This window comes from Lelliottia sp. RD5 (genome assembly GCF_056032945.1).
Genome location: NZ_JBVYHQ010000003.1, coordinates 244,036 through 261,950, shown reverse-complemented (window position 1 = coordinate 261,950; position 17,915 = coordinate 244,036). Strand labels below are relative to the sequence as shown.

The following is a 17,915-nucleotide window of genomic DNA, read 5'->3' as shown; positions in this document are numbered from 1 at the left end:
ATCACAGCGATTGTTACTGTGAATCAACGCACAAATTGTTACAGAAATATGACAGCATGAGCAAATAAGCGCATGAGATCACGTTTTAGTTTCGTATCACGCTCGATTATGTTCGAAATCAAACAAACCACACTATTAATGTGGCTGAATAGTAAAAAACGAACATGAGGGAAGATAATGACACTCCGCGATCCTCGTTATAGCGATGTGATTATCATCGGCGGCGGCGCAACAGGGGCTGGTATCGCACGAGACTGTGCCCTGCGCGGACTAAAGGTTACGCTGCTGGAGCGTCACGATATCGCCACCGGTGCGACCGGGCGAAACCATGGCTTACTGCACAGCGGCGCGCGCTACGCGGTGACCGACAACGAGTCCGCCCGCGAGTGCATCGCAGAAAACCAAATTCTCAAACGCATCGCCCGCCACTGCATTGAGCCTACCGACGGCCTGTTTATTACCCTGCCCGAAGACGATCTCGCGTTTCAGCAGACCTTTGTCCGGGCCTGCACCGAAGCGGGTATTCGCGCCGAAACGCTCGATCCGGCGCTCGCCAGACGTCTTGAACCCTCGATGAATCCCGCGCTCATTGGCGCAGTGAAAGTCCCCGACGGAACCGTCGATCCCTTCCGCCTGACCGCCGCCAACATGCTTGACGCGCGCGAGCATGGCGCGATCGTTCTGACGGCTCACGAGGTCACCGGCCTTATCCGCGACGGCGATACCGTGCGGGGCGTGCGCGTCTATGACACGCTTTACGGCGAACACAGTGAGCTGTATGCCGACGTGGTTGTCAACGCTGCCGGGATCTGGGGCCAGCGCATCGCTGAATATGCCGACCTCTCGATCCGCATGTTCCCGGCGAAAGGCTCGCTGCTGATCCTCGACCATCGCATCAACAATCACGTCATCAACCGTTGCCGCAAGCCGTCCGACGCGGACATTCTGGTGCCTGGCGATACCATTTCGCTCATTGGCACCACGTCCACGCACATCGACTATAACGATATCGACTGCAATCGCGTCACCGCCGAAGAGGTGGATATCCTGTTGCGCGAAGGAGAAAAACTGGCCCCTGTCATGGCGCAAACGCGCATTCTTCGCGCGTATGCAGGGGTGCGTCCGCTCGTGGCCAGCGACGATGACCCTACCGGGCGCAACGTCAGCCGCGGGATTGTCCTGATGGACCACGCCAAACGCGACGGTATGGAAGGTTTTATTACCATCACCGGCGGCAAACTGATGACTTATCGCTTGATGGCCGAGTGGGCAACAGACGCTGTATGTCAAAAGCTGGGCAATACGCAGCCCTGCTCCACAGCGCAACGCCCTCTGCCAGGCTCGCAGGAATCTACTGAAAAAACGCTGCACAAAATTATCTCGCTCCCCGCGCCACTTCGCGGTTCGGCCCTCTACCGCCATGGCGATCGCACGCCAGCCTGGCTAGGCCAGAGTCGTCTCAGCCGCAGCCTGGTGTGCGAATGCGAAGCCGTGACGGCGGGCGAAGTGCAATACGCGGTTGAGAATCTGACGGTCAATAATCTGCTCGATTTACGTCGCCGCACCCGAGTCGGCATGGGAACCTGTCAGGGTGAACTGTGCGCATGTCGCGCCGCCGGACTTTTGCAGCGCTTCAACGTCACCACATCAGCACAGTCGCTCGCACAGTTAAGCGAGTTTCTTAACGAACGCTGGAAAGGTGTGCAGCCCATTGCCTGGGGCGATGCGCTGCGCGAAAGCGAATTCACCCGCTGGGTATACCAGGGATTATGCGGACTGGAAAAGGAGCAGCACGATGAAGTTTGATACGGTGATTATCGGCGGCGGTCTGGCAGGGATCCTGTGCGGACTTAAGCTTACCCAGCGCGGTCTGCGATGTGCGATCGTCAGTCGTGGCCAAAGCGCTCTGCATTTTTCGTCCGGATCGTTAGATTTGCTGGGCGCACTTCCTGATGGCTCCGTGGTAGACACACCGTTAACCGCGTTGCAAAACCCCGACGCATTGCCCGCAGATCACCCCTATCGGCTGGTGGGCACGGACAATATCGCGCGTCTTGCCGATGAGACTGAAACGCTGCTCGCCACCTGCGGGGCACGACTCCGTGGACATGCGCGTCGAAATCATCAGCGCGTCACCCCGCTCGGCATGCTCCGTCCCGCATGGCTCAGCCCCGAAGAGGTTCCCGTCGCCCCGATTCAATCGCAGCGGGTACGCGTGGTCGGTATTAGCGGTTTTCTGGATTTTCAGGCGCATCTTGCCGCCGCATCGCTGCGTAATCAGGGCATCAGCGCCGATACCGCAGAAATAGAGTTGCCGGAACTGGACGTGCTGCGCGATAACGCCAGCGAGTTTCGCGCGGTCAATATCGCCCGTTTTCTTGATAACGATGACAAATGGCCGCTGCTGTTCAACGCCCTGCAGCCGCTCAGCCAGGGATGCGATGCGTTGTACATGCCGGCCTGTTTTGGCTTAGCGGATAATCGCCTCTGGCGTTGGCTGTCAGACCGGCTACCCTGCGCGCTCTATTTATTGCCGACGCTTCCGCCTTCGGTGCCGGGCATACGCCTGCACAATCAACTCCAGCGCCAGTTTATTGCTCAGGGCGGCGTCTGGATGGCCGGCGATGAAGTCAAAAAAGTGACGCTCGACAACGGCGTCGTCAGCGCCCTTTGGACACGAAATCATGGTGATATCCCGTTACGCCCGCGGTTTGTGGTGCTGGCAAGCGGCAGTTTTTTCAGCAACGGGCTTATCAGTACTCGCGAAGGGATACGCGAAGCCGTGTTGGGCCTGGATGTGCGGCAAAACACCTCCCGTGCCGACTGGTATCAAAGCGATTTCTTTGCCCCGCAGCCGTGGCAACAATTCGGCGTGATCGCTGACAATACCCTACGACCGCAGCTTTCCGGCTCTCCCGTCGATAATCTGTACGCTATCGGTTCCGTGCTGGGCGGTTTTGACCCCATCGCACTGGGCTGCGGTGGCGGCGTTTGCGCCATTACCGCCCTGTATGCCGCAGAACAGATTTGTCAGCGCGCAGGAGGCGAGCAATGAACGACACCCGTTTTGAAAGCTGCATTAAATGCACCGTGTGTACCACGGTTTGCCCGGTCAGCAGCGTGAATCCGCACTATCCAGGGCCGAAACAGGCGGGACCGGATGGCGAGCGGCTGCGACTGAAAGACGGCGCTTTGTACGATGAGGCGCTCAAATACTGTATCAACTGCAAACGTTGCGAGGTCGCGTGCCCTTCCGATGTCAAAATCGGCGACATCATTCAGCGCGCGCGGGCGCAATACAGCAAACAGAAGCCAAAACTGCGCGATATAATTTTGAGCCACACGGATCTGATGGGCACTGTTTCAACCCCGTTTGCGCCGCTGGTGAATGCCGCGACATCGCTGAAGCCGGTACGTCAGCTCCTCGACGTGGCGCTGAAAATCGATCACCACCGCAGCCTGCCAAAATATTCACACGGCACCTTCCGCCGCTGGTACAAATCGGTCGCCGAGAAGCAGGCAACCTACGCCGATCAGGCTGCCTTTTTTCATGGGTGTTACGTCAACTATAACCATCCGCAGTTGGGCAAAGATCTGATCACGGTGTTAAACGCGATGGGCACCGGCGTGCAGTTGCTAAATAAAGAGAAGTGCTGCGGAGTGCCACTCATTGCCAACGGCTTTACCCACAAAGCGCGCAAACAGGCGCAAAGCAACGTGTCGTCGCTTCGAGAAGCCATTGTCGGGAAAGGCATTCCGGTCCTCGCCACCTCGTCCACTTGTACCTTTACGCTACGCGATGAATACCCGCACGTGCTGGATGTGGACAACAGCGGTCTGCGTGAACATATTGAGCTGGCGACGCGTTTTCTCTGGCGCAAACTGGATAACGGCCAGACGCTGCCCTTAAAACCGCTGCCGCTGAAAGTGGTGTATCACACGCCGTGTCATATGGAAAAAATGGGTTGGTCGATCTACACGCTGGAATTGTTGAGACTAATTCCGGGTCTGGAACTGACGGTTCTGGATTCGCGCTGCTGCGGGATTGCGGGAACGTACGGCTTTAAAAGCGAAAACTACCCGACCTCACAGGCGATTGGTGCACCCCTGTTCCGCCAGATTGAAGAGAGCGGCGCAGACATCGTGGTGACCGACTGCGAAACCTGCAAATGGCAAATTGAGATGTCCACCAGCAAACGCTGTGAACATCCCATCTCGCTACTGGCAAAAGCGCTGGGGTGATCATTATCGGGGCTTTCAGGCCCCGATATTTTTACTCAATAAACAGCGTATCCACCACGTTAATCCAGCCGTGTTCGCTGGCAACCTCTTTGCCGTTCAGCCAGCGACGCAGCATATTCAACGCCATCATCGCGCACACTTCCTGACGCACCTGCAGGCTGTAACGGGTGATGCTCATTTTGACCCTTAGCGCGTGGGTTCCCTGCGGTGTCGCCAGCGCAAAGTTGAGATGTTCATCTTCCAGGCCGCTCACTGCCAGTGCCAGCCCAGCAAAATGTTTCACCCGACGATCGGCCGCCCAATGTGCGGTTTGCGCCAGCGTCTCTTCCTGCGAGGGCACCACTTCGCTCGCCAGCAAGGAGGCGTTTTCGCGTGATAACTGTAAGGCCAGCAAACCGCCGGTAAACTGCTCGCTGAGCGTCAGACTCAGTTGACGTTCATTCAGACAGCGGGTGATTTGCGCGGGTAACCCTTCGGTCCCTTCGAAAATCAGATTTTCTCCCGCCACGCGCTGCACTTCAGGCCATGCCGCCAGCATTGCCGCTTTTTGTGTTGCCGGCCCCGTGAGCTTGAGCTCAATGATCGGCATCGAGGAGCGATAGCCCATCGACACGCCTTCGGGCAGTTTGAGATGATCGAGGCTTTGCGCCAAATCGCTTTCTGAACGACCAAACGTCGTCAATCGCAGGCACAGCGGCGGCTCAGGCAGCGTAAAGCGCTCGCGCAGACGCGGCAGAATCTCCTGCTCAACCATAACTTTAAATTCAGACGGAACGCCGGGCGTAAAGAACATCAGGCAGCGGTTGAGCTTGACGGCAAATCCACAGGCCGTGCCGACCGGGTTGTCGATAAGCTCCGCACTGGCGGGAATTTCGGCCTGCTTGCGGTTGCTCGGCGCCATGACTCTGCCGCGATCGTTGAAAAAACGTTCCATATGCGTGAGCCACGCTTCATGAAGCACCAGCCCTTCACCTTTTGCCGTTGCGGCAGCCAGCGCACTGAGATCGTCACTGGTTGGCCCCAGGCCACCGTTGACGATCAACACATCCGCATGTTCACTCCGCTCGCGCAAAATGCTGACGAGATCATCCAGGCGATCGCCGACGGTATTGCGGCGTGTTAACGGTAATCCCCGCTCAAAGAAAAAATTGGCGAGCCAGGCCGCATTGGTATCGGTGATCTGTCCATGCAGCACTTCGTCGCCGGTGGATAACATTTCCACGTTTAGCATTGTGTTCTCCCACTTCTATGGTCAAAACACTATACCCTAAATCATTCGAATTGCAGGATAACGCGCACCGTTTCGCTGAAAGGATGAGGTTCGAGGCTCATCGCCAACGTGAGATATAACGGGTATTCGCGCAATGCAGGAGGGGCAGAAGAGAGGAACAGGCGCGGCAGAATACCGCGCCAGAAAATCAGAAACCGGCGCTAACGCCAACGTACGGGCCATCAGCCAGTGCGTTGTCACGATTGCCGTCTTTACCCGCCAGATTCAGGTAGCGATAACCTGCTTCAACGGTAATCGGACGCATGATTGTCCAGCGCGCGCCAGCGTTGGCTTCTTCATAGCTGTCGATACCGCTGGAGAGGGAATCCGGAGAATAGTAGTACTCGCCGAAAAGGCCGAAGCTGTCGCCAATTTTCCACTGCAAACCGCCACCTACTGCCGCTGCGTAACCTTCGTCACCGTTGTTCGGGTTGGTATAGATACCTTTGCCGCCAACGGTTGCCAGGAAAGGTCCCAGAGGAATATTCAGACCTAAACCGAGGCTTGCCGCGTCGCCGTCGTCATCGTTGTGCGTCCAGTTACCGGTCATTGCCAGACCAGACGTCTCCGTCCCCAGACCAAAACCGAGGTTAGTGTAATCTTTACCCGCCTGGCCGCTCACAGAAATGGCGTTTGCCGCCGCAGAAACAAAAAACAGGCCGCTAAGACCCAAGAGTGCCACTTTTTTCATTGTCGTGATCCCACACAAATTTATCGTTAAATGTCCCAAACCGCGTGATTCTAACGCGAGTCTGTCAGGGATCAAGTGCTATGCGTGCGCAGGAGTTTTAGATTGTAACGATTTGAAACTAGACCGTTTATCTTAAGTAAACAGGCGTCGAAGCACACGCCTGCCGCAGGTTCAGCCTTTCAGAAAAGTATTAACCCACTGCTGTAACGCGCGGCGAGAAATTTTAATACCCCCGCTTTTCAGCTCTGCGGGCAACACCAGCCAATGAAGCGGCTGCTGGAAGCGAGCCAGCTTATCGCGCACCCACTCTGGAAAAACGGTGATATCGGTGCCGGTTTCACACTCAACCACGGCGACAGGCCGTTGACCAAACTCAGCGTCATCCAACGGAACCACAAACACCTGATGGATCAGGGGATGCGCCCCGATGACACGTTCGAGTTCTTCCGGCTGTATCCCTTCCCCCCCGCTAAAAAACAGGTTATCCATGCGCCCAAGAATCGTCAGACAGCCCTCGATAAGTTCACCGCGATCGCGGGTGGCAAACCAACCCTGCTCATTGACCAGCGGGATGATGTTGTCATCACGCCAGTAGCCGCTGGCCATGCTCTGCGCCTTGAGCCAGATCTCACCGTCGACAATTTTGACTTCCCGTCCCGGGAGTGGGCTGCCTACATCCGGTTTCCCGTCAGCCTCTTTCGCGCAGACCGTCGACGCGAATTCGGTGAGACCGTAGCCACACCAGCAGCGAATACCTTGCGCTTTAGCCTTTTGCGTGAGTTCAACGGGGATTGCCGCGCCGCCAAGCAGGACAGCGTTGAGGGCAACAGGCTCAGAATGATTCAGTAAACGCCAAAGCTGCGTCGGCACCAGCGAGGCATGCGTACAGCCCTGCAGCATCTGTTCGAGCGGTTGTTTTTCACGCACGGTGAGTCGTGCACCGGCAAACAACCAGCGCCACAAAATCCCCTGCCCCGAGACATGGAACAGCGGCAGCGACAGCAGCCAGTCGTCATCGGCGCAATACGGCATCAGCGACAACACCCCTTCTGCGCTGGCGAGATGCGCGGCGGGGGAATGGATGGCCGCTTTTGGCAGCCCGGTTGAGCCGGAGGTCAGCGTCATCGACGCCAGCCGCTGTGGTTGCCACATGACCGAATGGCTGCCCGGAACCTCCCGCATGGCGAGCGGCCCTAGCCCGTCAAATTCGCCATCCAGCACCAGCGCAAAACGCAGCGTCATTTGCGGGATCAGCACATTGAGGAGCGGGCGCGGAAGCTGCGGGTTAACCGGTAAAATGCGCGCGCCGCATTGCAGCAGCGCAAGCCATGCCAAAAGCGTGTTGGGGTGATTTTGCGCCATCAGCATCACCCCGTCGCCTTCCTGAATATTCTGCCGATGAAATCCGTTTGCCAGCGCATCCACTCGCTGGCAAAGCTGACGCCAGCTCAGGATTTCCTGGTTTAGCCGTACCGCAGGTTTATCCGGATGAAGCGTGCACCAGTGCTTCCATGGCCAGTCGGTAAAACTCATAGCAGCGGCTCCAGCGCCTCAATATCCAGATGCGGGAGCGTATTACCAGGCCAACGACGCACCAGCTGCGATTGCATCAAACTAAGCGTATCCAGTCCGGGGATGGTCTGTGGCGTCAGCCACGCGGCGATGCGGGCAAGCTGCGTCAGGCCGAGGCTGGATTCAATCGACGAACTGATCACCGCCGTCAACCCCAGCGCATGCGCAGCGGCAACCTGTTCACGCACTTTGTCCAAACTGCCCGTGAGCGTCGGTTTGATCACCACCGCCGTCACACCCGGTTCCGCGACAAATTCAAAATCCGCTTCGCGCAAACTTTCGTCCCACGCGATAGCGATCCCGGTTTCCTGCGCAAAAGCACGGGAATCATCACGGGTTTTGCACGGCTCTTCGAGAAAGGCAATGCGATCGCGATAATCAGGATTGACGTATTTCGCGAATTGTTGCGCTTTGAGCGGCGTCCAGGCGCGGTTGGCGTCCAGACGCAGGCGCAGATCCGGAATGGCTTCCAGCAGCAGATTGACCACCATCCCATCGCGTACCGCTTCGTACAGACCCACTTTTACTTTAGCGACTTTTTCACCCGGCATCGCGGCCAGCGATTCAAACAGCTCATCGGGATCGCCTGAACAAAGCGGCGCAGCGCGGTAATCCGCCGCGTCAGGCAGCGTACCGTCAAGCTCAGCAAGCGCGCAGCTAATCCCGAACGCGGCAGATGGAATGTCTGGCAATGCGGGGGATTTCCCGTCACGCCAGGCGTTGACCCACGCCAGCAGCGCCGTTTCGGCCTCAGCCAGCGATTCGAGACTGAATCCCGGCAGAGGTGAAATCTCGCCCCAGCCCTGACGGCTGTTCTGCTGAAGATGGACCAACAAGCCGTCACGGGTTTTGAGCCGCCGATCGCGCAGCACCACACCCGCATCCATGGGGATCTGCCAGCGGTAAACCTGCGCGCTACGCATTACGGGTTACGCTTGTATTTGCTGAAGTCCGGCTGGCGTTTTTCATTAAACGCGTTGCGGCCTTCCTGACCTTCTTCGGTCATGTAGAACAGCATGGTCGCATTACCGGCCAGCTCCTGCAGACCCGCCTGACCATCGCAGTCAGCGTTCAGCGCCGCTTTCAGGCAACGCAGCGCCATTGGGCTGTTTTGCAGCATTTCACGACACCAGCGAACGGTCTCTTTTTCCAGATCGGCAATCGGCACAACGGTGTTAACCAGGCCCATATCCAGCGCTTCCTGGGCATTGTACTGACGGCACAGGAACCAGATTTCACGCGCTTTTTTCTGACCCACGATACGCGCCATGTACGATGCGCCCCAGCCGCCGTCGAAAGAACCGACTTTAGGTCCGGTCTGGCCGAAAATCGCATTTTCAGCAGCGATAGTAAGGTCACACATCATGTGCAACACGTGACCGCCACCGATGGAGAAACCGGCCACCATCGCCACAACGGGTTTTGGACAGGTGCGGATCTGGCGCTGGAAGTCGAGCACATTCAGGTGATGAGTACCTGAATCATCCTGATATCCGCCGTAGTCGCCGCGAACTTTCTGATCGCCGCCGGCGCAGAAAGCTTTATCACCTTCGCCGGTCAGCACGATGACGCCAATGTTGTCGTCGTAACGCGCGTCGGCCATCGCCTGAATCATCTCTTTAACGGTCAGCGGACGAAATGCATTACGCACCTGGGGACGATTAATGGTGATTTTAGCGATACCGTCGGCGGACTTATGATAACGAATGTCAGTGTAACCTTCGGAGCAGTCTTGCCATTCAACCGGTGCGTACAGCATTTGTTCATCAGGATAGATCATGAGTTGTCCTTTATTTGAAGACGCAGTATCTGCGCCAGACATGCAGCCACCGCAACGGGGTTTTCCCGATGGGCGTTGTGTCCGGCATTGGGAATCACATGGCGTTGGGCATTCAGTTCAGACGCTATTGCGCCAAACTTGTCGTCGCGTTCGCCATACACATAATGGAACGGATAGTTGCGCGAGCGCAGAGCCGATCGCAGATCGGGCTGGTGTGCAAGCGAGGTCGCCTGCAACATGGCACCGAGCGCCGAGCCGTTATTTTGACTGCGAAGCGCCACCAGCGCGTGACGCTCGGCGTCATTTAATGAGGCAAAAACCGGTTGGTGATACCAGTCCCTGAAGACGTTGTCTAAGGGTTCGCGCCGCAAGCGCTCCGCCCATTGGGCGTCCGATTCCGCCCGCGCTTTGCGGGTCGGTTGATCAAGCAGTCCAGGATGTCCGCCTTCAACGACCAACCCAATCAGTCCCGCTGGCTGCTGGCAGGCGTGGTACATCGCGATACGGCCGCCGAGGGAGTATCCCACCAGCCAAAATTTAAGTATGTTGTAACTAACTAGCGTTTTGGTGAGCAATTCGCTGACTTCGCCAAACCCCGTCACGGCAATGTTTGCGGAGTCACCGTGTCCGGGCAGATCGAGATGCAGTTGCGGATAATTGGGCAACTGCGCGCCCACATCCTGCCATTCCCGACTGTCACCGGAAAAACCGTGCAGGAAAACCAGCCAGGGAAAGCCCGGTTTTCCTGCGCGCGTTTTACCGGCCAACATCATAGATGGCTCACCTGCGCGAGCAGAGTTTGCAGCGTTTGCGCCCCGTCAGACTCATTCACCACCAGCTCGATGAGCGTCGCACCCGGCTGTCGCCAGGCAGTGCTCATGGCATCGTCCAGTTCGGACCAGCTTTGCGGACGGTGATATTTGAGGCTGAACATCGCTGCCGCGTGCTCGAACTGCACATTTTGCGGCATCAGGTAGAAACGCTCGCGCTCACTTTGCGGCGTTGGCAGCAGAGAGAAAATTTGTCCGCCGTTATTGTTGACCACAATCAGCACGAACGGTGCCGACGCCTGGCGCAGCAAGGCCAGCGCATTGAGGTCGTATAACGCTGATAAATCGCCCACAATCGCAAGCGTTGGTTTGGTGCTGGCGCGCTGAACGCCCGCGGCGGTGGAGATCAGCCCGTCGATACCGCTGGCACCACGATTGCTATAAACCGGGTATCCGGTTGGGAGCTGTGAAAGCGCATCGATAAGGCGTACCACCAGGCTGTTTCCAACAAACAGCTGGCCCTGGTCGGGCAGATACTGGCGGATACGATGCGCCAGTTCCGCCTCGCCAAAATTCTCGCAGTGCTGCGCGGTGAGGCCCCACGCCTGGTGGGATAGCGCAGGGATATCCGTCGCCCAGGCTTGACGTTTTTCGGCAGGATGCTTTTCCAGCCAGTCGCCAATCGGACTAACCAGACGGCGTCCACGATGATGCGCGGGATCGAGTCGCCCTTCCAGCGAGTCAACCAGCCAGTACTCTTCCGGCTCGCAGGTGGATTGCCATTGCAACACACGTTTCCCGGTGAGGCTTGCGCCCAACTGAATCACAATTTGCGCCCGTGCAAGTTCGGTGACCGCTTTTGCGTTGCCCAGCCATAAATCTGCACACGGCAGCGGCTGTCCGGTTTGCGAAAGCACATCGCCAATCAGCGGCCAACCCAGCGTTTTGGCCCATTCAGCGACCTGTTTGCCCTCAGCGGCGCTCATACGCCCGGCGAGGATCACGCCGCGCTTCTGCCGCCAGTGGAACCAGTCGCGCTGCTGCGCGCTTTCCAGATGCGTTTGCGCGCGCAGCCACGGCTTGTCGCTTTGCCACCAGTCGCCCAGGGTTTGCTGCCATTCAACGCCGGTATCGTTCAATTCGCCGTAAAGGGGTTCAGCGAACGGGCAGTTGATGTGCAGCGCGCCGTGACGCAGTGCGCCCATGGCATGGTCAAGCGTTGAAACCAACCAACTGGCAGGAATATCCTGAGTGGGACGTGGCAACGAGAGCGCCTCGGCAGGGTGCGAGGCAAAGATACCGGGCTGACGAATCGCCTGATTGGCACCGCAGTCGATCAGCTCAGGCGGTCGGTCAGCGGTGAGTAGCACCAGCTTTTCGCCCGTTAATCCCGCTTCAATCAGCGCCGGATAAAGATTCGCGACCGCCGTACCGGACGTGACAATCACCGCCACGGGCGCGTTGCTGACTTTCGCCAGCCCCAGAGCCAGATGACCCAGGCCACGCTCATCAAAATGGGTGTGATGAATAAACGCGCGGTTTTCCGCTGCAGCAAGCGTCAGCGGCGTGGAGCGTGAGCCCGGTGCAATACACACATGCCTGACGCCATGGCGAGTGAGGGCTTCAAGAATGACCGCCGCCCAGCGTCGGTTAAAAGAACTTACTGACATGAAATTGTCCGGTATCAATATTAAGGCACAGTATAAATAATAGAGACAGATTGAATTTTGATATGAATCGGGAATGTGCGACTCAGTATTAATCCATAAGGAGCAATGTTCTCAGCCCTGCGGCTTTATTCTCTATCTCCTGCCACTCTTCTTCGGGAACGGATCCGCTAACAATCCCCGCTCCCGCATAGAGTCTTACCGCGTTGTCGCTCACGCGCGCACAGCGCAACGTGACGCAGAATTCGCTTTGCTCCGGTGAAAGATAACCCGCAGAGCCGGCGTACCACTCGCGCTCAAAGGGTTCTTTGCGCAGAATAAAGCCGCGCGCGGGATCGCGGGGTAATCCTGCAACGGCAGCGGTTGGCTGCAATAAATGCAGGCATTGTTCATCATCGGCGGTTTTCAGTTCCGTCCAGATACACCGGCGCAAATGCTGCACCTTTCGCAGACGCACAATTTGTGCCGGAAGCACTTCAAGCGCCTGAGTATGATGCTGTAAACGCTGGCAAATATCTTCTACAACCAACATATTTTCGCGCTGATTTTTGTCGTCGTTTAGCAGCCATTCACCCAAACGATGACTCTGCGCGTCGTCAGCATGGCTGGCAACCGTTCCGGCAAGCGCTTCGGTGCGCAGACGTTTGCCACGTCGCCGCCACAGTCGCTCCGGGGATGAGCCCATAAAGGCGTTCTGCGCGTCAAACATCATGCAGAAATGATAACAGTTATGATTGATTCGTCGGCTGGCCGCCATCAGTGAAATGGCCGTGACGCGTTGGTCAAACTGCAAATCGGTTGCACGCGCTAGTACCACTTTTTCAAATTCACCGCGTGCAATGGCATCCGTCGCCTGCGAAACCAAACTCAACCATTCTGGCCGTGCGGGCAGATGCGTTTCGCGCACGATGTGCGATGAGAGCGTGGTTATCGGCCTGATAGCCTGGAGCTGCTGCAAAAATTCGAGGGCACACCGGGCATCGTCTTGTAAAGATAGCTCGCTCGACAGAGTGAGCCGTAAAGTCGCCGCCCCGCCCGTACGCAGCCATAGCAGGCGCGGCAAAAATAAATGGCTCTGTCCGGGGGTAAAGGCGTTGAGACCGCAAATGCGGGTATCGGGGGAGGCGTAGCGGTCACTTAAAAACTGGCGAGCGGCCGACAGCGTTGAAAAGGATTCTGCTACGCCAAGCGCAGCTATCTCTTCATCACCGCTGCGTTGTTGCCAGTAAAACTGCGGATAGGCGATCTGCGCCCCTAACCAGGCAAGAGGATCAAACGCATCGTTTAAGGGGAAGGAGACGTCGAAGTGACGCAGACCGGGCGTGGCTGGAATATCTTGTTGCAGAAAGTCGCCAAGACGTTCCAGCGCGATGGAAATCGAGTGCACGCGGTTCTCCCCTCTATAAAAACCTCATATTATACGGGGTACTGGTAATAAAAAGCAGTACCCACGTATAGGGAGGGGTCAACCGTTCGTGCGTAATATTAGCGGCGGGCGAGCAACAGCCCCAAAACCAGACCCGCAGCGGCGCCTACGCCAATACCTTGCCACGGTTTTTCATGCACATAGTCATCCGCACGATAAACCGCTTTTTTGGCGCGATAATAATAATTATCGGACGCATGACTCACGCGATTTTTCACGTCCTCCAGCGCCTGTTCAGCACGTGCTTTAAGCTCAATGTATTTTTGATCGGCCGGATCGCCCGAAGAACGCAGCACTTCTTCCAGCGTCTCGCTTAGCAGCGCCAGATCGTCATCGATACGGGTATCCCAGGATTGAAATGACATAGTTTTCTCCATATGAGTGCATTAGTTCGGTAACTATAGACAACGACAACTCATTGCGCCTGTTTCGTTTCTCTCGCCATGCCGATGTGCGGAATGCCATCTTCGTCGTAAACTTGCGTGACAGGCGCAAATCCAAAATGGGCATAGAAAGGCTGGAGATGAGCCTGCGCTCCGAGGTATAACGCCTTGTCAGGCCACTGTTTTTCGCATGCTGAGAGCGTTTGTTCCATCAACGCATAACCCAGTTTTTCGCCGCGCGCTTTGCTGCTGATAATCACGCGGCCAATCACCACCGGCTCAATGTCCTCGTCACTTTTCAGAATCCTCGCATACGCCACCAGCGCGTTATCCTTCCAGCCGAGAATATGGCGGTTTTCGCCGATCAGGTCATCGCCGTCAATATCCTGATACGGACAGGTCTGTTCGACGACAAACACTTCACAGCGCAATTTGAGGACGTCATACAGGACCGGGACGGTCAGCTCGCTATGATGTAAATCTTGCCACTGAATCATGTCAGGCTCCTTATTGGGTATCATCCCGTTATACTAAACACTTTCTCGTTAGCAAAGAGTCTGATGGCGTTATGGAACTGATTTTTCTTGGCACATCTGCGGGCGTGCCAACCCGCTCGCGAAACGTGACGGCAATACTGCTGGATTTGCAGCATCCCACGCGCGCTGGCCTGTGGCTTTTTGATTGCGGTGAAGGGACACAGCATCAGCTGTTACATACGCCTTATCATCCCGGTAAGCTCGATAAAATTTTTATCACCCATTTGCATGGCGATCACGTGTTTGGTTTGCCTGGATTGTTATGCAGCCGCTCAATGGCCGGAAACGTCAATCCGCTGACCCTCTACGGCCCTGCGGGGATTCGCGAGTTTACAGAAACCGCGTTGCGTTTGAGCGGTTCATGGACCGATTACCCGCTTGAGATCGTTGAAGTGAACGAAGGCGTGGTGTTTGAAGATGAGCATTATACCGTGACCGCAGGCGCGCTAAATCACCCAGTGGAATGCTACGGGTATCGCATTGAAGAGCACGACAAACCCGGAGCGCTGGATGCCGCAGCGCTGATCGCCGATGGCGTAAAGCCTGGTCCGCTTTTCCAGCGGCTGAAGCACGGCGACACGGTGACACTGGAGGATGGGCGTATTGTGAACGGTCAGAATTATCTTTCAGCGCCACAGCCGGGTAAAACGCTGGTGATTTTTGGCGATACGGCCCCCTGCCCTGCGGCGCTTGCGCTGGCCAGACATGCTGATGTGATCGTCCATGAAGCGACGCTCGAGGCGGCGATGGAGGAGAAGGCAAACCGCCGCGGTCACAGCTCCACGCGTCAGGCCGCTCAGCTTGCCCGAGACGCCTCTGCGGGTAAACTGCTCGTCACGCATGTCAGTTCGCGCTACGACGCACAGGGTTGCGAATTATTGCTTAAAGAGTGCCAGGAGGTGTTCCCGGAATGCGAACTGGCGCAAGATTTCATGCAGGTTTACGTTTAGCCCTTCACTTTTCCCTCCGCGTGCCGATAACGATTAAAAGGCAAGCATCTCACTTGAGGGTAGAATGGATAATTTCCAGAAAGATATTGATGACAGGGCGAATCTCACCCTGTCAAACCGATTCGAACTTTTATTGTTCCGTCTTGGTACGTCGTTGAATGAAAATAAGTCTGAGCTGTTTGGCATTAACGTTTTCAAACTGCGCGAAATTGTTCCTATGCCTGAATTCACTAAACCTGCGGGCATGAAATCGCCGCTGATGGGAATGGTGAATATTCGCGATCAGGTGATTCCAGTTATCGATTTGGCGGCCGTGGCGGGTTGTAAACCGGCTACCGGACTGAATATTCTGCTCATTACCGAATACGCTCGCAGCGTGCAGGCGTTTGCTGTGGAATCCGTTGAGAACATTATGCGTCTCGACTGGAAACAAGTTCATGCTGCAACGGCCGTCAGCGGCCGCTACATCACCAGCATCGCGTGTCTTGATGAAAATACGGATACGAACGATCTGGCAATGGTGCTCGACGTTGAGCAGATCCTGTATGACATCACGCCATCCAATCACGATCTGCATGCAACTAACCTGAATACAACCAAATTCAATATCAAGCCAGGCGCTGTGGCAATTGTTGCGGAAGATTCGAAAGTCGCGCGTTCTATGCTGGAAAAAGGGCTGGAAGCGATGAACATTCCTGCCGAAATGCACATCACTGGTAAAGAAGCGTGGGAAAAAATTGGCGTACTGGCCGCGCAAGCGCAGGCAGAAGGCGTCCCGATCACCGATAAAATTTCACTGGTCTTAACCGATCTTGAGATGCCGGAGATGGATGGTTTCACGCTGACGCGCAAAATCAAAACCGATGAAATTCTCAAACACATCCCGGTGGTGATCCACTCTTCCCTTTCTGGAAACGCCAACGAAGATCATATTCGTAAGGTAAAAGCAGATGGCTATGTGGCTAAGTTCGAACTGAACGAACTGTCCGCAGTGATTGAAGAAGTGCTGGATCGTTCCGCGAAGAAAATTGACGGTCCGCTGATTAGCCGTCGCGGCTGAGTTGCGGTACGGGCTGATGCCCAAACCGCGTCCCTCTCCTACAGAGCAAAGGGGCAAACCATAAAAAAACCCGCCGAAGCGGGTTTTTTTGTTTCATGCATTGCTTACATCAACGGCATCGCGTGCTGCACGAGCGTGATCAGCGGTTGCGGATAGATACCGAAGATCAGCACCAGCAGTGCAGAAATCAGCACCACAATACCGCCCGCGCTGTACTGCCAGTTGGTTGGCGCATCGCGGTTAAGCTGTTGCGGCGCGCTCAGATACAAGCTGACCGCTACACGCAGGTAGTAGTACAAACCAATTGCAGAGCCGATAACCACCGCAGCGGTCAGCCACCACAGACCAGCCTGTACACCGACCGCCAGCACGTAGAATTTACCGATAAAGCCCAGCGTCATCGGAATACCGGCCAGAGACAGCATCATCACGGTCATAACCGCAGACAGAATCGGACGGTGCCAGAACAGACCACGGTAGGAGAACAGTGAATCAGCATCCGGGCCACGGTAAGGGCTGGACATCAGGCTGACCACACCGAACGCGCCGAGGCTGCTGAACAGGTAACCTGCCAGATAAACACCGACCGTTTCCATTGACATTGAACCGTTCTGCAACGCGATCAATGCCACCATCAGGTAGCCCAGATGGGAGATAGAGGAGTAGCCGAGCAGACGCTTGATATTGGTCTGACTCAGCGCCATCAGGTTACCGAAGATGATGGAGGCGAATGCAATCACGCCCAGCACCACACGTACGGCTTCACTGTCACCCACTGGAGCGTACAGGAACAGACGCATCACCACGCTGAAGATAGCGATTTTGCTCGCCGTCGCCAGGAAGGTGGAAACCGGAGCCGGTGCGCCCTGGTATACGTCTGGCGTCCACAGGTGGAACGGAACCAGAGAAAGCTTGAAGCCAAGACCCACGATCATCATGCCCAGACCCGCCAGCAGCAGCGGTTCATGCAGCATGTTGTCGCCAAGACTCTTGCCCAGTGCGACGAAAGAGAGATTACCGGACTGTGCGTACAGCAGCGCAATACCAAACAGCAGGAAAGACGAGGCCGCAGCAGACAGAATCGTATACTTGATACTCGCTTCCAGAGAGCGCTTTTGACGGTACGCATAGCCAATCAGGCCAAACAGCGGCAGAGAGATCAGCTCAATACCGAGGAACAGCGCCGCCAGATGGTTGGCGTTTGCCAGCAGAATCCCACCCAGTGAGGCGATCAGGACCAGCAGATAAAACTCTTCTTTGTTGTCGTAATAGCCTTCAAGCCACGGGTACGCAAAAGTACAGGTTGCCAGGCTCGCCAGAAGCACCAGCCCAGTGTACAGCATGGCAAAGCCGTCAACACGCATCAGCGGGGTGACATCCATAGCGCCCACCTGGCCAACAAACCAGAGGGAGACTAACGCAGCGTTCAGACCCAGAACCGACAGCGTGGCATTCAGGAAGTGATTGCGTCGCCACGCAATGGAGAGCATCACAACCACCACCGTCAATCCGACGATCAGCAGCGGTAGCAGCGCGATCAGTTGTTGTGGAGTTATTGTCATGGCGAT

At 56.2% G+C, this 17,915-nt stretch carries 16 protein-coding genes; 5 read left to right on the top strand and 11 right to left on the bottom strand.

Annotated features, from left to right (window positions below):
* The first annotated feature begins 177 nt into the window (after positions 1-177).
* From glpA to glpC, 3 genes are read left to right on the top strand one after another with little or no spacing between them, the layout of a single operon-like run.
* On the top strand, positions 178-1,806 hold the full coding sequence (gene glpA, locus AC0LWE_RS12225) for an anaerobic glycerol-3-phosphate dehydrogenase subunit A (RefSeq protein ID WP_219347539.1): 1,629 nt from the start codon (positions 178-180) through the stop codon (positions 1,804-1,806).
* Positions 1,796-3,055, top strand: a complete 1,260-nt coding sequence (glpB, locus tag AC0LWE_RS12220) for a glycerol-3-phosphate dehydrogenase subunit GlpB (protein WP_202693219.1) — start codon at positions 1,796-1,798, stop codon at positions 3,053-3,055. The genes glpA and glpB overlap by 11 nt, the downstream gene beginning before the upstream one ends.
* Entirely contained in the window at positions 3,052-4,242 is a 1,191-nt protein-coding gene (gene glpC / locus AC0LWE_RS12215; RefSeq protein WP_059179303.1) for an anaerobic glycerol-3-phosphate dehydrogenase subunit GlpC, read from the top strand. The genes glpB and glpC overlap by 4 nt, the downstream gene beginning before the upstream one ends.
* 31 nt (positions 4,243-4,273) lie before the next feature.
* On the opposite strand, the gene AC0LWE_RS12210 is transcribed toward glpC, so the two are convergent.
* The 10 genes from AC0LWE_RS12210 to AC0LWE_RS12165 form a co-directional block, all read right to left on the bottom strand.
* Positions 4,274-5,473 carry a nicotinamide mononucleotide deamidase-related protein YfaY gene (locus tag AC0LWE_RS12210; protein ID WP_202667459.1) on the bottom strand — a complete coding sequence of 400 codons (1,200 nt, stop codon included), beginning with the start codon at positions 5,471-5,473 and terminating at the stop codon, positions 4,274-4,276.
* A 187-nt stretch (positions 5,474-5,660) separates the two neighbouring features.
* On the bottom strand, positions 5,661-6,203 hold the full coding sequence (locus tag AC0LWE_RS12205; RefSeq protein WP_059179305.1) for a YfaZ family outer membrane protein: 543 nt from the start codon (positions 6,201-6,203) through the stop codon (positions 5,661-5,663).
* Between the two features lie 171 nt (positions 6,204-6,374).
* Complete coding sequence (gene menE, locus AC0LWE_RS12200) at positions 6,375-7,736, bottom strand: o-succinylbenzoate--CoA ligase (protein WP_202667458.1); 1,362 nt, start codon at positions 7,734-7,736, stop codon at positions 6,375-6,377.
* On the bottom strand, positions 7,733-8,698 hold the full coding sequence (gene menC / locus AC0LWE_RS12195; RefSeq protein ID WP_202667457.1) for an o-succinylbenzoate synthase: 966 nt from the start codon (positions 8,696-8,698) through the stop codon (positions 7,733-7,735). Before menC ends, menE begins: the two co-directional genes overlap by 4 nt.
* A complete protein-coding gene (gene menB / locus AC0LWE_RS12190) occupies positions 8,698-9,555 on the bottom strand; it encodes a 1,4-dihydroxy-2-naphthoyl-CoA synthase (protein ID WP_059179308.1) in 858 nt (285 codons plus the stop codon). Before menB ends, menC begins: the two co-directional genes overlap by 1 nt.
* A complete protein-coding gene (menH, locus tag AC0LWE_RS12185) occupies positions 9,552-10,328 on the bottom strand; it encodes a 2-succinyl-6-hydroxy-2,4-cyclohexadiene-1-carboxylate synthase (protein WP_219347538.1) in 777 nt (258 codons plus the stop codon). The genes menB and menH overlap by 4 nt, the downstream gene beginning before the upstream one ends.
* Positions 10,325-11,995, bottom strand: a complete 1,671-nt coding sequence (menD, locus tag AC0LWE_RS12180) for a 2-succinyl-5-enolpyruvyl-6-hydroxy-3-cyclohexene-1-carboxylic-acid synthase (RefSeq protein ID WP_219347537.1) — start codon at positions 11,993-11,995, stop codon at positions 10,325-10,327. The genes menH and menD overlap by 4 nt, the downstream gene beginning before the upstream one ends.
* Before the next feature lie 88 nt (positions 11,996-12,083).
* On the bottom strand, positions 12,084-13,379 hold the full coding sequence (gene menF / locus AC0LWE_RS12175) for an isochorismate synthase MenF (protein ID WP_219347536.1): 1,296 nt from the start codon (positions 13,377-13,379) through the stop codon (positions 12,084-12,086).
* Positions 13,380-13,477: 98 nt separating this feature from the next.
* A complete protein-coding gene (gene elaB / locus AC0LWE_RS12170; RefSeq protein WP_015959814.1) occupies positions 13,478-13,783 on the bottom strand; it encodes a stress response protein ElaB in 306 nt (101 codons plus the stop codon).
* Between the two features lie 50 nt (positions 13,784-13,833).
* Entirely contained in the window at positions 13,834-14,298 is a 465-nt protein-coding gene (locus AC0LWE_RS12165) for a GNAT family N-acetyltransferase (RefSeq protein ID WP_131489272.1), read from the bottom strand.
* Between the two features lie 71 nt (positions 14,299-14,369).
* Between AC0LWE_RS12165 and rnz the strand changes: the two genes are divergently transcribed.
* Both rnz and AC0LWE_RS12155 read left to right on the top strand, forming a co-directional pair.
* A complete protein-coding gene (gene rnz / locus AC0LWE_RS12160) occupies positions 14,370-15,287 on the top strand; it encodes a ribonuclease Z (protein WP_219347535.1) in 918 nt (305 codons plus the stop codon).
* Between the two features lie 64 nt (positions 15,288-15,351).
* Positions 15,352-16,347, top strand: coding sequence for a chemotaxis protein (locus AC0LWE_RS12155; protein WP_059179314.1), 996 nt, complete (start codon positions 15,352-15,354; stop codon positions 16,345-16,347).
* Between the two features lie 104 nt (positions 16,348-16,451).
* Here AC0LWE_RS12155 and nuoN read toward each other — a convergent pair whose 3' ends face one another.
* Positions 16,452-17,909, bottom strand: coding sequence for an NADH-quinone oxidoreductase subunit NuoN (gene nuoN / locus AC0LWE_RS12150; RefSeq protein ID WP_131489268.1), 1,458 nt, complete (start codon positions 17,907-17,909; stop codon positions 16,452-16,454).
* Positions 17,910-17,915: the final 6 nt, after the last annotated feature.

What these genes read in the sequence shown, in the direction of transcription:
- AC0LWE_RS12155 (WP_059179314.1), top strand. Translation starts at nt 15,352, where the DNA reads ATGGATAATTTCCAGAAAGATATTGATGACAGGGCGAATCTCACCCTG.
- glpC (WP_059179303.1), top strand. Translation starts at nt 3,052, where the DNA reads ATGAACGACACCCGTTTTGAAAGCTGCATTAAATGCACCGTGTGTACC.
- glpA (WP_219347539.1), top strand. Translation starts at nt 178, where the DNA reads ATGACACTCCGCGATCCTCGTTATAGCGATGTGATTATCATCGGCGGC.
- AC0LWE_RS12165 (WP_131489272.1), bottom strand. Translation starts at nt 14,298, where the DNA reads ATGATTCAGTGGCAAGATTTACATCATAGCGAGCTGACCGTCCCGGTC.
- menH (WP_219347538.1), bottom strand. Translation starts at nt 10,328, where the DNA reads ATGATGTTGGCCGGTAAAACGCGCGCAGGAAAACCGGGCTTTCCCTGG.
- nuoN (WP_131489268.1), bottom strand. Translation starts at nt 17,909, where the DNA reads ATGACAATAACTCCACAACAACTGATCGCGCTGCTACCGCTGCTGATC.
- AC0LWE_RS12210 (WP_202667459.1), bottom strand. Translation starts at nt 5,473, where the DNA reads ATGCTAAACGTGGAAATGTTATCCACCGGCGACGAAGTGCTGCATGGA.
- rnz (WP_219347535.1), top strand. Translation starts at nt 14,370, where the DNA reads ATGGAACTGATTTTTCTTGGCACATCTGCGGGCGTGCCAACCCGCTCG.
- menB (WP_059179308.1), bottom strand. Translation starts at nt 9,555, where the DNA reads ATGATCTATCCTGATGAACAAATGCTGTACGCACCGGTTGAATGGCAA.
- elaB (WP_015959814.1), bottom strand. Translation starts at nt 13,783, where the DNA reads ATGTCATTTCAATCCTGGGATACCCGTATCGATGACGATCTGGCGCTG.
- menE (WP_202667458.1), bottom strand. Translation starts at nt 7,736, where the DNA reads ATGAGTTTTACCGACTGGCCATGGAAGCACTGGTGCACGCTTCATCCG.
- menC (WP_202667457.1), bottom strand. Translation starts at nt 8,698, where the DNA reads ATGCGTAGCGCGCAGGTTTACCGCTGGCAGATCCCCATGGATGCGGGT.
- AC0LWE_RS12205 (WP_059179305.1), bottom strand. Translation starts at nt 6,203, where the DNA reads ATGAAAAAAGTGGCACTCTTGGGTCTTAGCGGCCTGTTTTTTGTTTCT.
- menD (WP_219347537.1), bottom strand. Translation starts at nt 11,995, where the DNA reads ATGTCAGTAAGTTCTTTTAACCGACGCTGGGCGGCGGTCATTCTTGAA.
- glpB (WP_202693219.1), top strand. Translation starts at nt 1,796, where the DNA reads ATGAAGTTTGATACGGTGATTATCGGCGGCGGTCTGGCAGGGATCCTG.